The following is an 18,024-nucleotide window of genomic DNA, read 5'->3' as shown; positions in this document are numbered from 1 at the left end:
GGGCGCGCATTCTGCCGCGTGGTTAGGGAGTTTGCAAGCCCTATTTTAAAAATAGTTGCTCCGACGCCTGTAAGTAACAATCTTTGGACTTGCGGGGGAGGGTACTTACATCCGCCTTTGCTGGCGGGGAACTATACTTAGTGCTCCAGACTATGGTGGTTGCTTCAGTTTAGGAAGTTGTCCGTCCCAGATTTAGTGAGATCCTATGGCAATGGCAGACGACCAGGATAAAGGGCAAAAGCTGCCGCCAGAGGACCCGCAATCCCCTCTCTCAAGTAAACCCCTCCAACAGAGTCCTCTAAGTTGGTTGCAGTACTTGGTCCTGATCTTTCTGGTCATTATGACCTTTCAATATTGCTCCAATGGTCGCTTCGGTAGTCCTAAGGAGCCCCTTGCTTACAGTGAATTTAAGAAGTCAGTCAGTGAGGGCAAGGTTGCGACTGTGGTTTTTGAGGGCGAACGAATTATTGGAACTTTCAAAGAACCCACTAACAAGGCAAAGCTTGAACAAGGCAGGAAGGGGGAGCCTCGCGAGCCCCAGCGTTTTATTACTACCATACCCTCGGTACAGGACCCTGAATTACTTCCGTTATTGGAAAAGCAGAAAGTTGAAATCCAGGCGGAGTCGTCCCAGGGAGGTATTTTACAACGCTTGCTTATTCTTCTTCTTCCCTGGATCTTAATAATTGGCCTACTTATCTGGTTAGGGCGTCGTATGCAGGAGCGTATGAGTGGCGCTGCACCTGGAAGTCCTTTCGGCTTTGCACGCTCTCCGGCTAAACGCTATGAACGCAGTGAGTCCCAAGTGACCTTTGACGATGTGGCGGGTCTAAGTAATGCCAAGAAAGATCTACAGGAAATAGCCGGTTACCTCAAAGACCCGGAGCATTATCGCAAGCTTGGGGCGAAGATTCCCAAAGGCATACTCCTGATGGGTCCTCCAGGCACAGGTAAGACATTAATGGCCAAAGCCTTGGCGGGGGAAAGTGAGGCTCCATTTTTCAGTATCAGCGGTTCAGAATTTATCGAGATGTTTGTTGGTGTCGGCGCATCGCGGGTGAGGGATATGTTTGCCGATGCAAAGAAGGAGGCACCCGCGATTATCTTTATTGATGAGATTGACTCTGTCGGGCGCGCACGGGGGACCGGTCTTGGCGGTGGGCACGATGAGCGCGAACAAACCCTTAATCAGATACTGGGAGAAATGGATGGCTTCGATCCCCAGGAAGCGGTAGTTGTAGTCGCAGCCACCAACCGGCCAGACGTGTTGGATGCCGCGCTCCTGCGCCCAGGGCGATTCGACCGCAAGATTACCCTGGACTTGCCGGATAAAGTGGCTCGGGAGGAGATACTGCAAATTCACTCGCGGGAAGTTCCCCTTGATAAAGATGTTGATTTGGAGCACCTGGCTGCACTGACTGCGGGCTTTGCCGGAGCAGACCTGGAAAACCTAATCAATGAGGCCGCCCTATTGGCTGGCAGGGAAAATAAGTCAACGGTGGACATGGATTGTCTGTTACGTGCCAGGGATAAAGTAGTGCTCGGTGGCGAGCGGGAAATGGTGATGGGAGAAAATGATAAGAGAACAGTTGCCTACCATGAAGCCGGTCATGCACTGGTAGCTAGCCTGCTACCCAATGCTGATCCCCTGGAAAAGGCCACCATCATCCCCCGCGGGCATAGTCTTGGGGCAACGGAACAAATTCCTGCTGAGGAACACCACAATATGCGAACCAGTTACCTGAAGGATCGCATCGGCGTAATGCTGGGGGGGAGGCTGGCTGAGCGTGTGGTTTTTGGTGAGGTCAGCACTGGAGCAGAATCGGACTTGAAGCAGGCTACGCGCCTGGCCCGCCATATGGTTACTCACTGGGGAATGAGTGACAAATTGGGGCCGGTGGCCTTTCGCCGTGGAGAAGAACATATATTCCTGGGCAAGGAGATGGCCCAGCAAAAGGATTTTAGTGAGCATACTTCAGAAATTATCGATGATGAAATTATTGCTCTAGTGAGTGGCATAGAACGAGAGGTCGAGCAACTTTTGAGGAAACATCGCAGGCAATTGGACGCACTTGCGGAGGCTCTATTGGAAAATGAAACTCTGGATGGGAACGAAATGCACAAGATCATTGCGCAAGTGGACGATGCTGATTCATCAACACACTAATTATCCAAAAAAATCTTTATAAAATTTACAAAAGTACAACCGGACTTAGTGGTCAGTACTTAACATTCTTTGGCAAATCAAGATAAGTCTCGATGAATTTTGGGTATTAGTTAAATATCTACAAGTACCAGTTTTTAACTTTTCTCTATTTAGGGTAAGTAAATTAAATATATGACTAATTAGTCTGTCCAATTGGTTTTAATCCGCTGCGGCAATGGATATTGTTTTCTGTGCATATTGCGAGCTGTTTTATTTTGGCATTTTCAATGGATGTCAGATTATTACTATTTTTATTAATAGAGGGTCGATCGAGGGTGCGATTTATAAAAGACTGCTAGCAGCCCAAGACAGAATTTTTTGCACTCAAACAGTGCGTTTTGCAATTTTTATATCCGTTACTTTTTTATTTTTCTGTTGAAAGCGAACTTTCCAGACTTATTGAGTTATTTTTATCGTTATCCACGATAAATAGACTTCCACCCAGGGGTATGAGCCTGTAACCTGTCTGCGTCACAGAAATCATGCAAATTCTGTGTCTCTTTATCAGCACGGTCTTAGATCGGAGCTCCGTTAAAGTCGGAATCTCATAAGAGAGTAGAGCGGCGGGGCCAGGTAGTACCGATTGCGATAAGTCCGTTGTTGTAGATAAAAAAAATAAAACAATGGAGAGAAAACATGGGAAGTCCGTCAAGACTCAAGCAGCATACTGCTCTGCTTTCCGCCTGTTCAGTAGCAACTCTTTGGTTAGCCAGTGGTGCAATCCCTAGTTTTGCCGCTGAGGGTTCGGTTAGTACTCTTATGGAAGAGGTGCAAGTCACCGCACGTAAACGCGCCGATGCGGAGATATTGCAGGAGGTTCCGGTAGCGGCAACTGCCTACTCCGGCGATCAGCTGGAGGCCTTGCATACTAAAGATCTGCAAAGCCTTTCATTCAAAATGCCCAATGTTCAACTGGAGGATGTGGGCACCGTCAAAAATACCGCGAACTTTACTGTGCGTGGGCTTGGAATTAACAGCTCCATTCCCTCTATTGACCCCACTGTTGGGGTTTTTGTTGATGGAATGTACCTGGGGGTTAATGCGGGTGTTGTTACTGACCTGTTTGACCTGGAAGGTATTGAGGTTTTACGAGGCCCGCAGGGGTTGTTATTTGGTCGTAATGTCACCGGTGGTGCTGTGGTAATAAAGACCGCACGCCCAACAGAAGAATTTTCTTCCCGAGTCAAGGTCTCGGTTACAGATAACCTGGATACAGTAACTGCAGGTTCCATCAATGGAGCTATCGCGGATTCGGTCAATGGTCGCCTGACTGTTTATTACAATGATGACCGGGGCTGGTTCGAGAATGTGGCAACAGGCAATGATAATGCCGGAGCCTCCGACAGTTGGTTTATTCGTCCAAGCTTTAGTATCCAGTTGGACGAGACCGCGGAGTTACTGGTGCGCATGGAGCACGGCCGCATGGATTCTGATGGCGTGGTGGCGCAAAACCGCGGCTACGAATCGACCATGGTTCAGACTTTAGGGGGGCTGCAGTTCGCACCAAGTGCGCCCATATTTGCTGCAGCATTTGGCGTGGATGATTGGGATAACGGCAAAGATTCATTTGAAGTAGCTCAGGATGAAGAGGGCTACCAGAAAGATGAGTGGAGCCAGATAATTACCGAGTTCAATAAAGATGTGGCCTTTGGCGATGGCACCATCACCAATATACTCGCCTGGCGTGAGTACGAGGCCCGTGGTATTGGCGATATTGATTCACTACCGGTTACTCTTTTCCATGCAGATTCCAGTGTGGACCAGAGCCAGCTTAGTAATGAGCTTCGCTATGCTGGGCGTTTTGGTCGCACGGCCCTGACCACCGGAGTGTACTGGTTCAGTCAGGATATAACTTATCTTGAAAACAGACTGTTAGAGTTTGGGCAAATTAGTATAACGGGGGGGGGAGAGCAGGATCACAGTACCTATGGCATCTTTGCACAGGCAGATATTGATCTGAATGAAGCCTGGGTACTGACCTTGGGCGGACGCTATTCGAGCGAAGAAAAAGATGCAAAAATTGCCTCAATTCCATTGAATTTCTGCACTCTGGATGGTTGTGCGGCCTATGACTTTGAGGACAGCCAGAGCTGGAATGCCTTTACGCCAAAGGTTGGACTACAGTGGACTGTATCTGAAGATACCCAGCTGTATACGTTCTGGACCAAGGGCTTCCGCAGTGGTGGTTACAACTTCCGCAACGCAGGTATTAATCCGAGTACCGGTAGGCCCTATACCCCTCAGGTAACTGATCAGGAAGAGCAAAGTAGCTTTGAGATTGGTGCCAAGGTAGATTGGCTGGATGGACGTTTGCGGACCAATATGGCGGTTTTCCATAACACCATTGATGATATGCAGAGGGAGGAAAACCTGCCTGATCCATTCACTGGTGTTGCACAGATAATCCGTAACACCGCCGATGCCACTATTCGGGGAGCTGAGTTGGAGGCCATGGCGGTTCTAACTGAGAACCTGCTGTTTACTTTTAATGTCGGCTACGTGGATGGTGACTACGACAAAGTACTGGGAGATCTCAATGGGGATGGTGTTGTAGATGGCACTGACCTTGGTCTTGAGATTCCTCGCCTAGCTCCATGGACATATGGTGTCGGATTTGTCCATGATCTGCAGTTAGGCACCTATGGTAGTTTGACCTCCCGCGTTAACTTTAATCATCGGGATGCGGCGCCTTATACCGATGATAATCGCGGAATGTTGTCCGAAGTCGATATGCTGGACTTCAGTATTGGCTATACACCGGATAGTGGTAGTTTCACTGTCTCCATGTTTGGTAAGAATATGCTGGATGAAGTGACAGAGGGTAACAATACTCAGCTGCCGCCTATTATGGGAGGGGTTGGTGCGAGCTTTACTCCGCTCAATAAAGGGCGTGTTATGGGGCTGGAGCTTCTCTACGAGTTCTAAGTTGCCATAGTTTATTGACCCTTACTCTCAGTTAGGTAAATCGTTTTCGCCGAAATGGTGAATAGCGGCCAGGCAGTCTTTTGGGGAGTTCTAGAAACTTCTTGGGAGATTTCCTGGCCGCTTCTGGTTTGCAGCTTATAGACTGTTTTACTCCCTGATTAAAGAAGCAGGACTTTTGGGCTGGTGCCTTGATAGATTCTCATACTGCCCCATTTTAAAAAAGTTGAGACAGCCCTAGGGCAATTTTAAGAATAACCCCTGTTGAAGGAGTGAACATGCGCGCAATTGATCTGCCGGAGTATGGTGGCCCAGAGAAAATGCAGGTCGCAGACCTGCCTACGCCAATTCCGGCCGCAGATGAAGTGTTGGTGAAGATTTCTGCCGCGGGTGTGAACCGGCCTGATATTGTTCAGCGCAATGGTCTTTACCCGGCTCCAGCGGGAGCTTCTTCAATCCTTGGCCTGGAAGTGGCTGGAGAAGTGGTTGCCGTGGGGGATGAAGTCAAGCGCTGGAAATTGGGCGATAAAGTTTGTGCTCTGACTAATGGCGGTGGTTATGCGGAGTTCGTAGCAGTTCCGGAGGGGCAATGTTTACCCATTCCTGCCGGTTTGACCGAGGTTGAAGCGGCGGCCCTGCCTGAGACTTTCTTTACTGTATGGAGCAATGTATTCGACAGGGCAAAGTTACAGAGCGGTGAAATTTTGTTGGTGCATGGCGGCTCTTCCGGGATTGGTACCACCGCTATTCAGCTGGCACATCACTTGGGTTCCAGGGTTTTTGCTACTGCCGGCTCTACCGAAAAATGTGAGGCTTGTGAGAGGCTCGGTGCCGAGAGGGCAATTAATTATCACGAAGAAGACTTCGTGGCGGTAGTGCGCGAAGCTACGGCAGGCCATGGTGCCGATGTCATCCTGGATATGGTCGGAGGGGAATATATAGAGCGTAATATTCGTATGGCAGCCCATGACGGCCGGATTGTAAATATTGCCTTCCTCAAAGGTTCTAAAGTTGAGGTCAATATGCTGCCGGTAATGCTTAAGCGCCTCACACTGACAGGTTCTACACTGAGAGCCCGCACCGCTGAGGTGAAAGCGGATATTGCCTATTCGCTCGAAACCAAAGTTTGGCCGTTAATTGAGGCAGAAAAAATTCGCCCGCAAATTGCAGCTCAATTCCCTCTCGAGCAGGTAGCTGAAGCGCATCGTTTATTGGAGTCCGGTAAAGTTATTGGAAAAATTGTATTAACGCTTTAACGCGCTTTTTTATACGGTTTCCTTTTACTCATTGTGATGGGGGAGGGGAGACCTGAACAATCATCCCTTCGGGTGTGTTGCTTGGAGAGCAAAACCTGTCGGGTGTTTGCTGCGTTGATGGCCGCATGGATACATCATCACTCATCATCTCTACATAAGCCTTGTAGAGGTTGCTGATATTGCGCACATACTGTACCGGTTCGGAGCCTCGCACATAACCGTAACGCGCCCGTTTAAAGTACTGGGGTTGGGCCAGTTTCAGCATGGCCACCTCGACGTTGTCGAACCAGACATTTGGGTCCAGCCCCAGCTGTTCGGCAAGCCGTTGCGCATCGAGTAGATGCCCGTAACCTGCGTTGTAGGAAGCGAGGGTGAACCACAGTTTGTTCACCGTGGGCAGGGCGGGATTAAATCTGTCTCTTACCCAGTCCATATATTTTACGCCCGCTTTGATACCACGCTCTGGCTCAAACAGTGGTGGGGGGAATCCCATTTCTTCTGCGGTTGCTGGCATCACCTGCATCAGGCCCTGTGCGCCAACTGGGGATACCGCTTTGGGATTAAAGTTACTTTCTTGCCACATTTGGGCGACGATCATGCGCCAGTCAAAATCGTATTTAAAGGCGGATTCTTTAACCAAGTCATCGTAGGGAGATAAGTTTTCCCCCGGGATAACCCGGGTGCTTACTCTTTGCATAAAACGTTTATTTGGCTCGAAATATGCTGCGTATTGCTTTTTGTATTTATCGGTTTTTCGGTAACTTGTCAGGAACTTATTAAGATTTTGCAGCAAGTGCCAGTTTTGACGCAGAACCAGCCAGCCCTCTGGTGTTGGATCGCCTAGTACTGTGCCTAGCACTAAGTTCGGTTGAACTGATGCTTCAATTTTTGCGCGACCGGAGTGGGCGATAGTGGCATCCACCAAGCCCTCCGCAATCATCGAAAATATCTGAGACTGGGAAATATCCGGTGGTGCCACCCGTATATCCACGTCGATGCCCGCATTTTGCAGTGTTTTTGCTGTTTCAATAAATGAAGAATAAGCACGTAAGGTGAGTTTGCGCCCGTTTAAATCCTGAATTTGTTTGATGGGCGGAGTTCCCCTACCACTCACTACTTGCTCAGTAGATTCAACGACAGGTTTGGTAAATACCATTCCCTGTTTTTCTACCGCTGATGTAATATTCATTTCCGCTCCGGCAAAATCACCGCGACCTGCTCTGAGCCAATCTGCCAGGTTTTCCTCATAGGGCACCACGATAACCTGCAATTGGAGTTTGTGTTTGTCTGCAAAAGCCTTAGCTAGATCGTAGTCAAAGCCCATCAACAACCCCTTCCACAGGAAATAGGTGGTGGGGCCATTGTAGGTGAGCAGGCGGATTACTCCTGATTTTTTAATACCTTTCCAGTCAGTGATTCGCTCTTCTTGCGCTTTCACCAAATTACGGGTGAGAAAATTATCTACAGTGGACTGCAGGCGCCTGGAGGTTTTACGCATTCCCCAGGCAATGTTCTGGGGTTCGCTTACATAAGCACCAAGGCGTAAGTCGTCGCGGTAATTACGCAGGTCTTGTGCTGAATAATCCTCGAGAACTGCCACCCAGTTATTTTCCTCGTTCATCTTATCTACAAGACCATCGCGGTTACCGTGGATTTTATATTCCCGCATGCTCAGGTTGGCATCCGGAAATTCCGCGATTAGCTGCTGAGCAGTCTCTACATTGGCGGAACCTTTAGGGACAATAAGCTCGACATTATTTAATTTGCTCGGTTCGGTGATATCTGGTCCTGAGGCGCCGGTTACCAGTTGTCGCCGGGCCTGGCGAATAGGTACGCTAAAGTCAATTTGCTCTTCACGGGAATCGGTGACTGTCAGATCATAGGCGATGATATCTGCCTCTCCGGCGAGGAGCATTTTAATGGCATCGTCAGGGGTTTCTGCCTTGATCCATTTGGCTTCCAGTTTTAGCTTGTCGGCCAGTTTATTTGCCAATTCAAAGTGGCGAAGGCTGACCACGCTATCCCGGGGCAGCATATTTTCAGATGCACCGGTCAGGTTTACAAAGCGGATAGTGCCGTGTTTTTTTATTTCACGCAGATCACCGGTTTCAATGTAATTGACCTGCTGCTCTTTGGCGGGGATAACAGGGGGAGTGACGTTTTCAGGCTGTATGTTTTCTTGACTCGAAGCAACCCCTGCCGGGCTGGCAAGGTCGCTTTCTTTTCCCTCTTTACTACATGCGGCAATGGCCAATACAAGTATTGAGAGGAAAATCACAGCCCAACAGGTGGGTCTGACTGCACTGTTAGCAGATCCCATAGATCGCTCCATAAGCTCTCTACAGGACGATTATAGTGTCGTGCCTGGGGCGCTTTTCTATTCTGGACTTTAGTCCCCAATACTTTCCACCCTTGCAGAAAAGTTCCCGCGGGCCAGTTTAATATTGACCTCCTGGTCTGCTTCCAGAGTACGGCCGTCTTTAATGGCTCTGCCGTTGGTGTCCATAGCGATAGCATAACCCCGTTGTAGAACCGCCAGTGGACTCACATTGTGAAGTAACTGTGCCAGGAGGTTGAGTTTGTCGTTATTGTGCTTCAAACGAAATTCAGTAACGCGTTGCAGGTTCGATTCTGCTTGTTGCAGCTTTTCACGTTTCTCCTGAATATGACGCTTTGGTTGGTAATGGACAAATGACCGTTGGGCCGAGGCCAGTTGGGCTCGACGCTGCTGGGTTTGCAGCTGTCCGGCGGCAAACAGGCGCATTTCAATGTGGTCCAGGTGCTGGGCACGATTCTGTAACTGCTCGCGAGGGTGGCGCAGGCGGTTGCGCTTCAACATGACCAGTTGCTGTAAGTGGCGCATCTGGTGTTGTATTGCGCGATATAACCGAACTCTGCTATTTTCGAGCCGTTGAAATAACTCCGCTGCATTTGCGCTGGCGATCTCCGCTGCGGCTGAAGGGGTGGGAGCGCGCAAGTCGGCGGCCAAGTCTGAAATTGTGGTATCGGTTTCGTGGCCTACTGCCGAAATTGTGGGGATGGGGCAGGCAGCCAGTGCCCTGGCTACGACTTCTTCGTTAAAAGGCCACAGGTCCTCCAGTGAGCCGCCTCCACGTCCCACAATCAGCAGCTCATGGCGGCCACTGCTACCGGCTTTTTCAATTGCCGCGGCAATTTTTTGTGCCGCCCCTTGTCCCTGAACAGCTACCGGCCATAGCTCGATTTCCGCGGCTGGGTAACGGCGACCTAATACATGGATCATATCGCGAACGGCGGCACCGGTTGGTGAGGTAATAATGCCAATATTGGTGGGCAAGTAGGGCAGGTTGCGCTTACGTGATGGATCGAATAATCCCTCGGCCTGCAACTTTGCTTTGAGTTGCTCCAACTGGCGCATCAGTGCACCGAAGCCGGCCTCTTCCATATGCTCGATAATGAGCTGGAATTCCCCGCGTCCTTCATAGAGGCTTACCCGTGCGCGGATCAGTACTTCGCGACCATTCTGTGGGCGAAAGGCCACATTGCGGTTACGTCCGCGGAACATGGCACAACGCACCTGTGCGTGTGCATCTTTAAGGCTGAAATACCAATGGCCTGAGCTGGGCACAGTAAAATTGGATATCTCCCCGCTGATCCACAATAGGGGTACGTTGCTCTCCAGCAGGTGTTTCACCTCGCGATTCAGTTCGCTTACAGACAGGACGCTGCGCTTTTGGTTGGGGGAGCTGGATTGCATCTGGGTCTCACTGGGAATAACTGGCGGAGCAATATTGCAGTATCCCCCCTACAGGTAAAGGGCTTTACTCGAGAAAACCACTTTTCTGCAAATTGACATTTGCGCTTTGGGCGCTGAGAGGTATAATCGCGCCGATACCCAATCCCGCCTATTCGAGGTTTGAGTGTCAACAATGTCTGAATCCAATCTGCGCATCGCGCGCGAAGCCCTCACTTTTGACGACGTCCTACTTGTGCCCGGTTTTTCCGAGGTTACCGCCAAGGATGTCAGCCTGAAAACCCAGCTTTCCCGCAATATCACCCTGAATATTCCCATTGTATCCGCCGCTATGGATACGGTGACGGAAGCACGCCTGGCTATTGCCCTGGCTCAGGAAGGTGGTATTGGTATTATCCACAAGAGCATGTCTATTGAAGAGCAGGCTCTTGCGGTTCGAGCCGTAAAAAAATTCGAAGCTGGTGTGGTAAAAGATCCTATTACTATTGAGTCTGATGCCACTGTACGCGAGCTGATCGCACTGACAAGCCACCATAATATTTCCGGTGTTCCGGTAATGGATAAAGGCAATCTGGTTGGTATCGTAACCAGCCGCGATGTACGCTTTCTTACCGATCTGGATGTTAGCGTCGCCAGTGTGATGACTCCGAAAGAGCGTCTGGTAACTGCTCACGAAGATGCCTCTTCAGATCATGTGCGCGAATTGCTGCACAAGCACCGCATCGAGAAAGTACTCGTTGTGAACGATGACTTTGAGTTGCGTGGTCTGATTACCGTTAAAGACTTTAATAAGGCCGAGCAGTATCCGAATTCCTGCAAGGACTCCGATGGTCGCCTACGTGTCGGCGCATCTGTCGGTACAAGCCCTGATACTGATGACCGTGTGGCAGCTCTTGTAGAGGCTGGTGTGGATGTGTTGGTAGTCGATACTGCCCACGGCCACTCCCTCAACGTGATTGATCGTGTACGCCGTATCAAAGAAATGCACCCCCAAGTGGATGTCATCGGCGGCAATATTGCGACAGGGGAAGCCGCTCGTGCATTGGTTGAAGCTGGTGCGGACGCAGTGAAGGTAGGTATTGGGCCCGGTTCTATTTGCACCACTCGAATCGTGACTGGTATCGGTGTGCCCCAGGTAACGGCAATTGCCGAGGTTTCCACTGCACTTAAAGGGACAGGCGTGCCTATGATTGCCGATGGCGGTATCCGCTACTCCGGTGATATTTCCAAAGCGATTGTCGCTGGTGCTTCCTCTGTAATGATGGGCTCCATGTTTGCCGGTACCGAAGAGGCGCCGGGTGAGGTAGAACTGTATCAAGGACGTACTTATAAATCCTATCGGGGCATGGGCTCTCTCGGCGCTATGGCGCGCACCCAGGGATCTTCTGACCGCTATTTCCAAGATGCCAGCAAGGGCGCAGAGAAACTGGTTCCGGAAGGTATCGAAGGGCGCGTCCCCTACAAAGGTCCTCTGTCTGCCATAGTGCACCAGATGCTGGGCGGCCTGCGCTCAGCTATGGGTTATACCGGTAGTGTGGATATTGAAACCATGCGCACCCGTCCGGAGTTTGTGCGAGTAACTGCCGCCGGCATGGGTGAGTCCCATGTGCATGATGTACAGATTACCAAAGAAGCGCCCAACTACCCGGTGGGTGGACGCTAAGCCTCCCGGTGAACAACTTTCAGTACCAAGCCGCAAACGGACCTTTCAGGTCCGTTTGCCGTTATTTATTCTGTTAATGAGTCAATCATGAGCCAAGATATCCACTCCAGCCGAATTCTGATCCTCGACTTTGGGTCCCAGTACACCCAGTTGATCGCCCGCCGTGTGCGCGAGCTGGGTGTTTTTTCCGAAATTCGCGCCTTCGACATGAGCGAAGAAGAGATCCGCGAATATAACCCGAAAGGTATTATCCTGGCCGGTGGGCCCGAGTCTGTACCGGAAGAGGGCTCTCCCCGCGCGCCAGAAGTGGTTTACAGCTTGGGAGTGCCGGTACTGGGGATTTGCTATGGCATGCAGACCATGGCACACCAGCTGGGCGGCGCAGTGCAGGGCAGTGATGTCCGTGAGTTTGGCTATGCCCAGGTAAAAGTAGAGGGCACTTCGAATCTGCTGCGCGATATCAGAGATCATCTCAACGATGAAGGTGAGGCACTGCTGGATGTATGGATGAGCCACGGCGATAAAGTTGTGCAGATGCCAGAAGGCTTTGAACTTCTGGCTTCCACCGATTCCTGCCCCATCGCCGGCATGTACTCCGCCGAAAAGAACTTCTTTGGTGTGCAGTTCCACCCGGAAGTGACCCATACCCTTCAGGGAATGCGTATCTATGAACACTTTGTTATCGACATCTGCGGTTGTGAAAAGCTCTGGACCCCGGCCAATATCATCGAGGACTCCATCGCCAAAGTGCGAGAACAAGTGGGCGATGGCAAGGTATTACTGGGTCTTTCAGGGGGTGTCGACAGTTCTGTTGTGGCGGCACTGCTGCACAAGGCGATTGGTGATCAGCTGACCTGTGTTTTTGTGGACAACGGCCTGTTGCGCAAAAATGAGGGCGATCAGGTGATGCAAATGTTCGCCGACAATATGGGCGTACGGGTTGTTCGAGCCGATGCGGAAGAGGATTTCCTCTCACGTCTGGCAGGTGTGGATGAGCCTGAAGCCAAGCGCAAAATTATCGGTAATACCTTTATCGAGATTTTCGATCGAGAAGCTTCCAAATTGCAGGATGTGAAGTTCCTGGCCCAGGGTACTATTTATCCGGATGTGATTGAATCCGCCGCAGCCAAAACGGGCAAAGCCCATGTGATTAAGTCTCACCACAATGTGGGTGGCCTGCCGGAAGATATGCAGTTTGATCTGGTAGAACCTCTGCGCGAATTGTTTAAGGATGAGGTGCGCAAAATCGGCCTGGAGCTGGGTCTGCCCTACGATATGGTCTACCGCCATCCCTTCCCGGGACCGGGTTTGGGAGTACGTATTCTTGGCGAAGTAAAAAGGGAGTACGCTGATATCCTGCGCGAAGCAGATGCGATCTTTATCGAGGAGCTACACAAGGCCGATTGGTACCATAAAACCAGCCAGGCGTTTGTGGTATTCCTGCCGGTGAAGTCTGTCGGTGTCGTGGGGGATGGTCGTCGCTACGAATATGTGGTGGCACTTCGCGCAGTGGAAACCGTGGACTTTATGACCGCGCGCTGGGCGCATTTGCCCTACGAACTGATTGAGAAGGTTTCCAATCGCATTATCAATGAGATAGAGCATATCTCGCGCGTAGCCTACGACGTGTCCAGTAAGCCGCCAGCGACTATTGAATGGGAATAAAATAAGTAATTACTTCCCCGCCGCTTGCAGGGGTGTTTGGCACCCCTGCACCACTTTTTTCCCGCCAAGCGTGCCACTTTCCACAGCCGTGTCTCTTCCTGTTATTTCGGTCATTTACTTAGGGGATCTTTTAAGCAGGATTTACTTTCATTCGTAACTCGTTGATTTTTTGAACGTTTCCAGCTTTGGTTATTTTTTCTTCAGATTGTCACAATGACGTAACCATGGGCCTTTGCGCCGATCGCTTGAGAGTTAATCACAGAGATATCCACAGAATCTGTGAGTAGAGGTAGCTAGTGGATAAAGTGCAGCTGCTGTCGTGGAGAGGTGCCCAAATACGGGAGCTTATTGGGGGTTAAAGAGTTTAGCGGGAGTTGTTTAACCCCCAGGGAAGCTTCAGAGTTGGTGGCGGAAGCTAATTAGGGCGGCGGTAACCGCTACATTCAGGCTTTCGACATCATTGTGCATGGGGATGCGGAGTAATTCATTACACTGTTTCGATACGGCCTCGCTGACACCGCGTGTTTCATTGCCGAGAACAAAAATGGTGGGGACTTCACCTGTAACCTCTGCCAGGGTCAATTGCGCGTGAGAGGAGAGGCCGCAGACACGGGCTCCCGCCTTGCGGAATTCTCCCAGTGTGTTCGCCAGTGTTTCACAGCGCAAAATGCGAGTTTTAAACAGGGTGCCAGTACTGGCCTTGATCACCAGTGGGTCAATCTGTGCGCAGCCTTTGCGCGGTAGGATTATGCCATCTATGCCGCCTGCACAGGCGGAACGAATAATCATGCCCAGGTTCTGTGGATTGGTAATACCATCGAGTGCCAACAGCTCGTAGGGCTTTTTATTGTTGTCGCCTTGACGCTGCTGAAGAAATCCTTCGCAGGTGCTGTAGTGGGGGAGGGCCAGGTCAAGTGCCACTCCCTGGTCCTGGCGAGAATTCTTCGAGATTCGTGAGAGTCCCTTGCGGTCCCAATGGACAATTTCCACCTGGCGCTCCTCGGCCAGCGCCTCCATACGACTGATTAGTTGATCGCGCCGGTTGCTGCTTGCCAGGTGTAGTTTATGCACCGGTAGGCTGGGATCTTCCAGGGCTTCGAGAACCGGCTTGCGCCCATAAATGGTTAGAAGACTGTCGTAGAAGGCTCTTTTTTTCAGGTACTCAGAGGAGTCTTTCACCGCATTGGCTCACTCAATAATTCGATCAAACTGGCCGCGCTCTCATCCGATAGCTGGCCGCGCCGCGCCAACTCTACACAGGCGAGTCCCAGTTGGCGATAGTGAAGTGCCAATTGTGGGTCCACAGAGGCAAGATTCTCCACTTGAGTGGCAACTGTCTCCAGGTCACCTCGGGCAATAGGACCTGTGAGGGACTTTTCGGGGCCCAGGGACATATTGTTCTGTGCGGTCTGCAGGACAATAGGTTCAAGCAGTTTGAGGGCGCTGTTGCGCTCGATACCCGCCGCGGCAAAGCTGCGTAGACTCAGGTCAATCAGAGCGGTGAGATAGTTGCAGGCAATTACTGAACCAGCGTGATACAGGGACTTGTGTTGAGCCTCAATGGTAAGGATTTCGCAACCAAGGGCGGTGAAAGCATTTTCCAGAGCACTGACAGCAAGACTGTCTCCCTCCAGTGCGACACTGCTGCCGGGGAGGGTATCCAGGGAGTGCAGGGGCTCGGCGAAACTGTGAACCGGATGGGCACTGGCGATGGAGGCGGGGCGCAGAACTTCGAGAACCTGCGAGCTGAGTGCTCCGCTGCAATGAAATGCGATAACGTCGTTGCGCTCTGTAAGTTTATCGGAGAGGCGCTGGGCAATCACAGCAATCTCACCGTCAGAGCAGGAAATCAGCCAGCAGTCGGCTTCGGCCATGGATTCTAGAGACTCGGCAGCCTGGCCCGCACCGATAAATTCAACCGCTGCCAGTGCACTGTCGTAGCTGCGATTGAAGATGGACTTAAGTTGGAATAGTCCTTTTTGCTGCCACAGGCGCCCGAGGGTTTTCCCCAGGCGGCCAGCACCAATAATGTTAAGTGTCTGCATCAGTTTCCGGCGAGGCAATCGAGGTAGGCTTTTACGGCATTCTCAAGCCCCATACTTATGGCATCCACCGTGAGAGCGTGGCCGATGGAGACTTCCTGTAGCCCCGGCAGGGTACGATAGCGGTGCAAGTTAACGAGATTGAGGTCGTGGCCTGCATTAACACCGAGGCCCAGCTGACGTGCGTGTTCGGCAGCGGCGCAGTGGGTGGCAAAAATGCTATCCAAATCCGGGCTCTGTTTGGCAACAGCTTCCGCGTAAGGACCGGTATAAAGCTCAATTCGATCAGCGCCAATATCTCTTGCCAGGCTGATCTGTTCCAGGTCAGGGTCCATAAACAAACTGACGCGGATTCCCGCCCCCTTCAATTTCGCAATCTGTGGCACTAGGCGCGGGCCGTCGAGCTTGAGATTGAAACCGTGGTCTGAAGTCAGTTGGTCATTGCTGTCTGGTACCAGGGTGCACTGATCGGGCTTGGTTTCCAGTGCCAATTCCACTAGGCCTGGATAGTCCGCTAAATGTGTAGCGAAGGGGTTGCCCTCAACATTGAACTCTATGCCCTGTCGTTCCCTGCACAGAGTTGCAAGTTCGCGTACATCGCCAGGGCGGATATGGCGCTGATCCGGACGCGGATGCACAGTAATTCCCTGTGCGCCAGCATCTAGGCAGATCCTGCCGTGGGCGACAACGTCGGGAAAGTTGCCCTCGCGGGAATTGCGGATGAGGGCAATTTTGTTGAGATTTACGCTGAGGGCTATCACTGCTTATTCTCCCTTAGTGTTGTTGGCGATAGTTTTATCGCCGACATCGATTCTTTTTGCGTCGAGGATACGGATAGGCACGTTGGGTGCACTCGGGTGCTTTCGATATAGGCCACGAGGCTCCCGCACAATTTTTTCTACTACATCCATGCCTTCGATCACCTTGCCAAATACGGCATAGCCTGCCTGGTCTTCTTTTGCATCGAGCCTGGTGTTGTCCACCAGGTTGATAAAAAATTGTGAGGTTGCACTATCTGGATCGTTAGTCCTCGCCATCGACAGGGTGCCACGCAGATTCTGTAAGCCATTGGTGGATTCGTTGACAATTGCGTCGCGGGTTTCTTTCCTTTGGAAATCAAAAGTGAAGCCGCCAGCCTGTACTACAAAACCGGGCACGACCCGATGAAAGATAATCCCGTTATAAAACCCGCTATCGGTATAGGCGAGAAAATTCTCCACTGTGGCCGGAGCCTCTTTAGCGAACAGCTCAACCCGGATTACGCCCAGGTCAGTTTTCAGTTCAACCTGGGGATTTTTGGCCAGTGCGGGAAGCGCAAAGAGAGCACAGAGAAAACACACAAAAAGTTTACGCATCATCCTTGTCCTTTTGGGGTTGTTTTAGGGATCTAATTTAACAGCGCGCCCGGTCTAATGCTGGATGAAGGGCTGCGGGGGGCGGCAAATGCCGCAATCCCAGCTCTTAATAGTATGCGATTTCTTTGCCCGGAAGTGAGATCAGTTGGCCCACTCGGAGTGGCGTTTGCGGGGGCGAACGCGGGGGGCAATCATTGCGAGTATGGCACCGACTGCCACAGATAAGGCACCAAACAAATACCATCTCTGGGATTCACTGCCGGAAAGACGTTGGATCTCGGCCTCTGCCATAATTTTTTCCTGCTTGAGTAGCTCGTGCTGGTGCAGAAGTTTCTGGTGACGCTCATTGAGGGATATAGCGTCCGAGGACAGGGTCTTGAGTGCTTTGAGTTCAGTAGTAAGGTTTTGTGTCTGTTGCTGGGCCGCGCTCAGGGAACTATTCAACCGGCTGTTCTCCTCTTCCAGGCGGCGGACCTCGCCACCGAGATTTCCCTCCATCTTTTCAAAGCGGGCCAGGTTGGCTTCGGCGCTGGCCAGTTTGAGCTTTGCTACCGGTTCGGATACCAGGTATTGGCGCCTGACCCAGCCTTCAGTGCCGCCCGGTGTCCGCACTCGTGTCCAGCCTTCAGATGCAGCGTCCTCCAGGACCGTAAGCTCGGTGCCACTTGGCAGCCCCCGGTGGAGAATGCGAAACCCGTTACCCTTGCCGGAGCGCATGGGTACGTGAAGTTGGTCGGTGATATAGCGGGTTTCAGCGCTTACTAAGGCTGGAACCACATTTAATAGTGCCGCAGCAAGTAGGCCCGACATTAGTTTTCTCATGGTCATACAGCTTCTATTTTTATGTTGTTATCAGGGCAGCACTAACTTGAAGGGTTTGACGGTTATTGATGCGTAGACCCCTGCTTCGATATAGGGGTCTCTGTCAGCCCAGGCTTTTGCATCCTCAAGCGAGGGAAACTCTGCAATAACAAGGCTGCCACTGAAGCCTGATTCACCTGGCTCTTCACTGTCTATGGATGGATGGGGGCCGGCGGCGAGCAGGCGGCCTTCATCTTTCAGGCGGCCGAGTCTAGCCAGGTGATCAGCGCGCGCTTTTTTGCGCAAAGGGAGACTATCGCTAACATCTTCACTGATGATTGCGTACCACATTGTATTTAATGCTCTTGTTAGTTCTTTAAA

General features: G+C 51.3%; 13 protein-coding genes. 5 read left to right on the top strand and 8 right to left on the bottom strand.

What is annotated here, in order from left to right; translation table 11 throughout:
* Positions 1–205: 205 nt before the first annotated feature.
* The 3 genes from ftsH (at position 206) to ACJJJB_RS12875 (ending at position 6,384) form a co-directional block, all read left to right on the top strand.
* Positions 206–2,167 carry an ATP-dependent zinc metalloprotease FtsH gene (gene ftsH / locus ACJJJB_RS12885; protein WP_353376510.1) on the top strand — a complete coding sequence of 654 codons (1,962 nt, stop codon included), beginning with the start codon at positions 206–208 and terminating at the stop codon, positions 2,165–2,167.
* 675 nt (positions 2,168–2,842) lie between these two features.
* Positions 2,843–5,131, top strand: coding sequence for a TonB-dependent receptor (locus ACJJJB_RS12880; protein WP_445365017.1), 2,289 nt, complete (start codon positions 2,843–2,845; stop codon positions 5,129–5,131).
* A gap of 275 nt (positions 5,132–5,406) precedes the next feature.
* Positions 5,407–6,384 (top strand): NAD(P)H-quinone oxidoreductase, encoded by a 978-nt coding sequence (locus tag ACJJJB_RS12875; protein ID WP_020413561.1) that lies wholly within the window; start codon positions 5,407–5,409, stop codon positions 6,382–6,384.
* 28 nt (positions 6,385–6,412) lie between these two features.
* Here the strand turns inward: ACJJJB_RS12875 and ACJJJB_RS12870 are convergent, their stop codons facing one another.
* Together ACJJJB_RS12870 and xseA are read right to left on the bottom strand one after the other, a co-directional pair.
* Complete coding sequence (locus ACJJJB_RS12870) at positions 6,413–8,704, bottom strand: transporter substrate-binding domain-containing protein (protein ID WP_445365016.1); 2,292 nt, start codon at positions 8,702–8,704, stop codon at positions 6,413–6,415.
* Between the two features lie 69 nt (positions 8,705–8,773).
* A complete protein-coding gene (gene xseA, locus ACJJJB_RS12865) occupies positions 8,774–10,120 on the bottom strand; it encodes an exodeoxyribonuclease VII large subunit (protein ID WP_445365015.1) in 1,347 nt (448 codons plus the stop codon).
* A gap of 172 nt (positions 10,121–10,292) precedes the next feature.
* Between xseA and guaB the strand changes: the two genes are divergently transcribed.
* Entirely contained in the window at positions 10,293–11,780 is a 1,488-nt protein-coding gene (gene guaB, locus ACJJJB_RS12860) for an IMP dehydrogenase (RefSeq protein WP_020413558.1), read from the top strand.
* A gap of 87 nt (positions 11,781–11,867) precedes the next feature.
* Complete coding sequence (gene guaA, locus ACJJJB_RS12855) at positions 11,868–13,445, top strand: glutamine-hydrolyzing GMP synthase (protein ID WP_020413557.1); 1,578 nt, start codon at positions 11,868–11,870, stop codon at positions 13,443–13,445.
* 396 nt (positions 13,446–13,841) lie between these two features.
* Here guaA and rlmB read toward each other — a convergent pair whose 3' ends face one another.
* The 6 genes from rlmB to ACJJJB_RS12825 form a co-directional block, all read right to left on the bottom strand.
* Positions 13,842–14,624 carry a 23S rRNA (guanosine(2251)-2'-O)-methyltransferase RlmB gene (gene rlmB / locus ACJJJB_RS12850; RefSeq protein ID WP_020413556.1) on the bottom strand — a complete coding sequence of 261 codons (783 nt, stop codon included), beginning with the start codon at positions 14,622–14,624 and terminating at the stop codon, positions 13,842–13,844.
* Positions 14,621–15,490, bottom strand: a complete 870-nt coding sequence (locus tag ACJJJB_RS12845) for a Rossmann-like and DUF2520 domain-containing protein (protein ID WP_445365014.1) — start codon at positions 15,488–15,490, stop codon at positions 14,621–14,623. Before ACJJJB_RS12845 ends, rlmB begins: the two co-directional genes overlap by 4 nt.
* The gene (locus ACJJJB_RS12840; protein WP_020413554.1) at positions 15,490–16,248 is read right to left on the bottom strand and encodes a pyridoxine 5'-phosphate synthase; all 759 of its coding nucleotides are present in this window, start codon (positions 16,246–16,248) and stop codon (positions 15,490–15,492) included. The genes ACJJJB_RS12845 and ACJJJB_RS12840 overlap by 1 nt, the downstream gene beginning before the upstream one ends.
* A 3-nt stretch (positions 16,249–16,251) precedes the next feature.
* Complete coding sequence (locus ACJJJB_RS12835) at positions 16,252–16,842, bottom strand: peptidylprolyl isomerase (RefSeq protein WP_157533499.1); 591 nt, start codon at positions 16,840–16,842, stop codon at positions 16,252–16,254.
* A 141-nt stretch (positions 16,843–16,983) separates the two neighbouring features.
* Positions 16,984–17,670: a TIGR04211 family SH3 domain-containing protein gene (locus ACJJJB_RS12830; RefSeq protein WP_353376516.1), complete on the bottom strand. Its 687-nt coding sequence runs from the start codon at positions 17,668–17,670 to the stop codon at positions 16,984–16,986.
* Positions 17,671–17,694: 24 nt separating this feature from the next.
* Positions 17,695–17,994: a YciI family protein gene (locus tag ACJJJB_RS12825; RefSeq protein WP_020413551.1), complete on the bottom strand. Its 300-nt coding sequence runs from the start codon at positions 17,992–17,994 to the stop codon at positions 17,695–17,697.
* Between the last annotated feature and the right edge of the window lie 30 nt (positions 17,995–18,024).

This window comes from Microbulbifer variabilis (assembly GCF_052468405.1).
The sequence above is the reverse complement of the archived record's forward strand: the minus strand, read 5'-3'. Positions and strand labels throughout refer to the sequence as shown.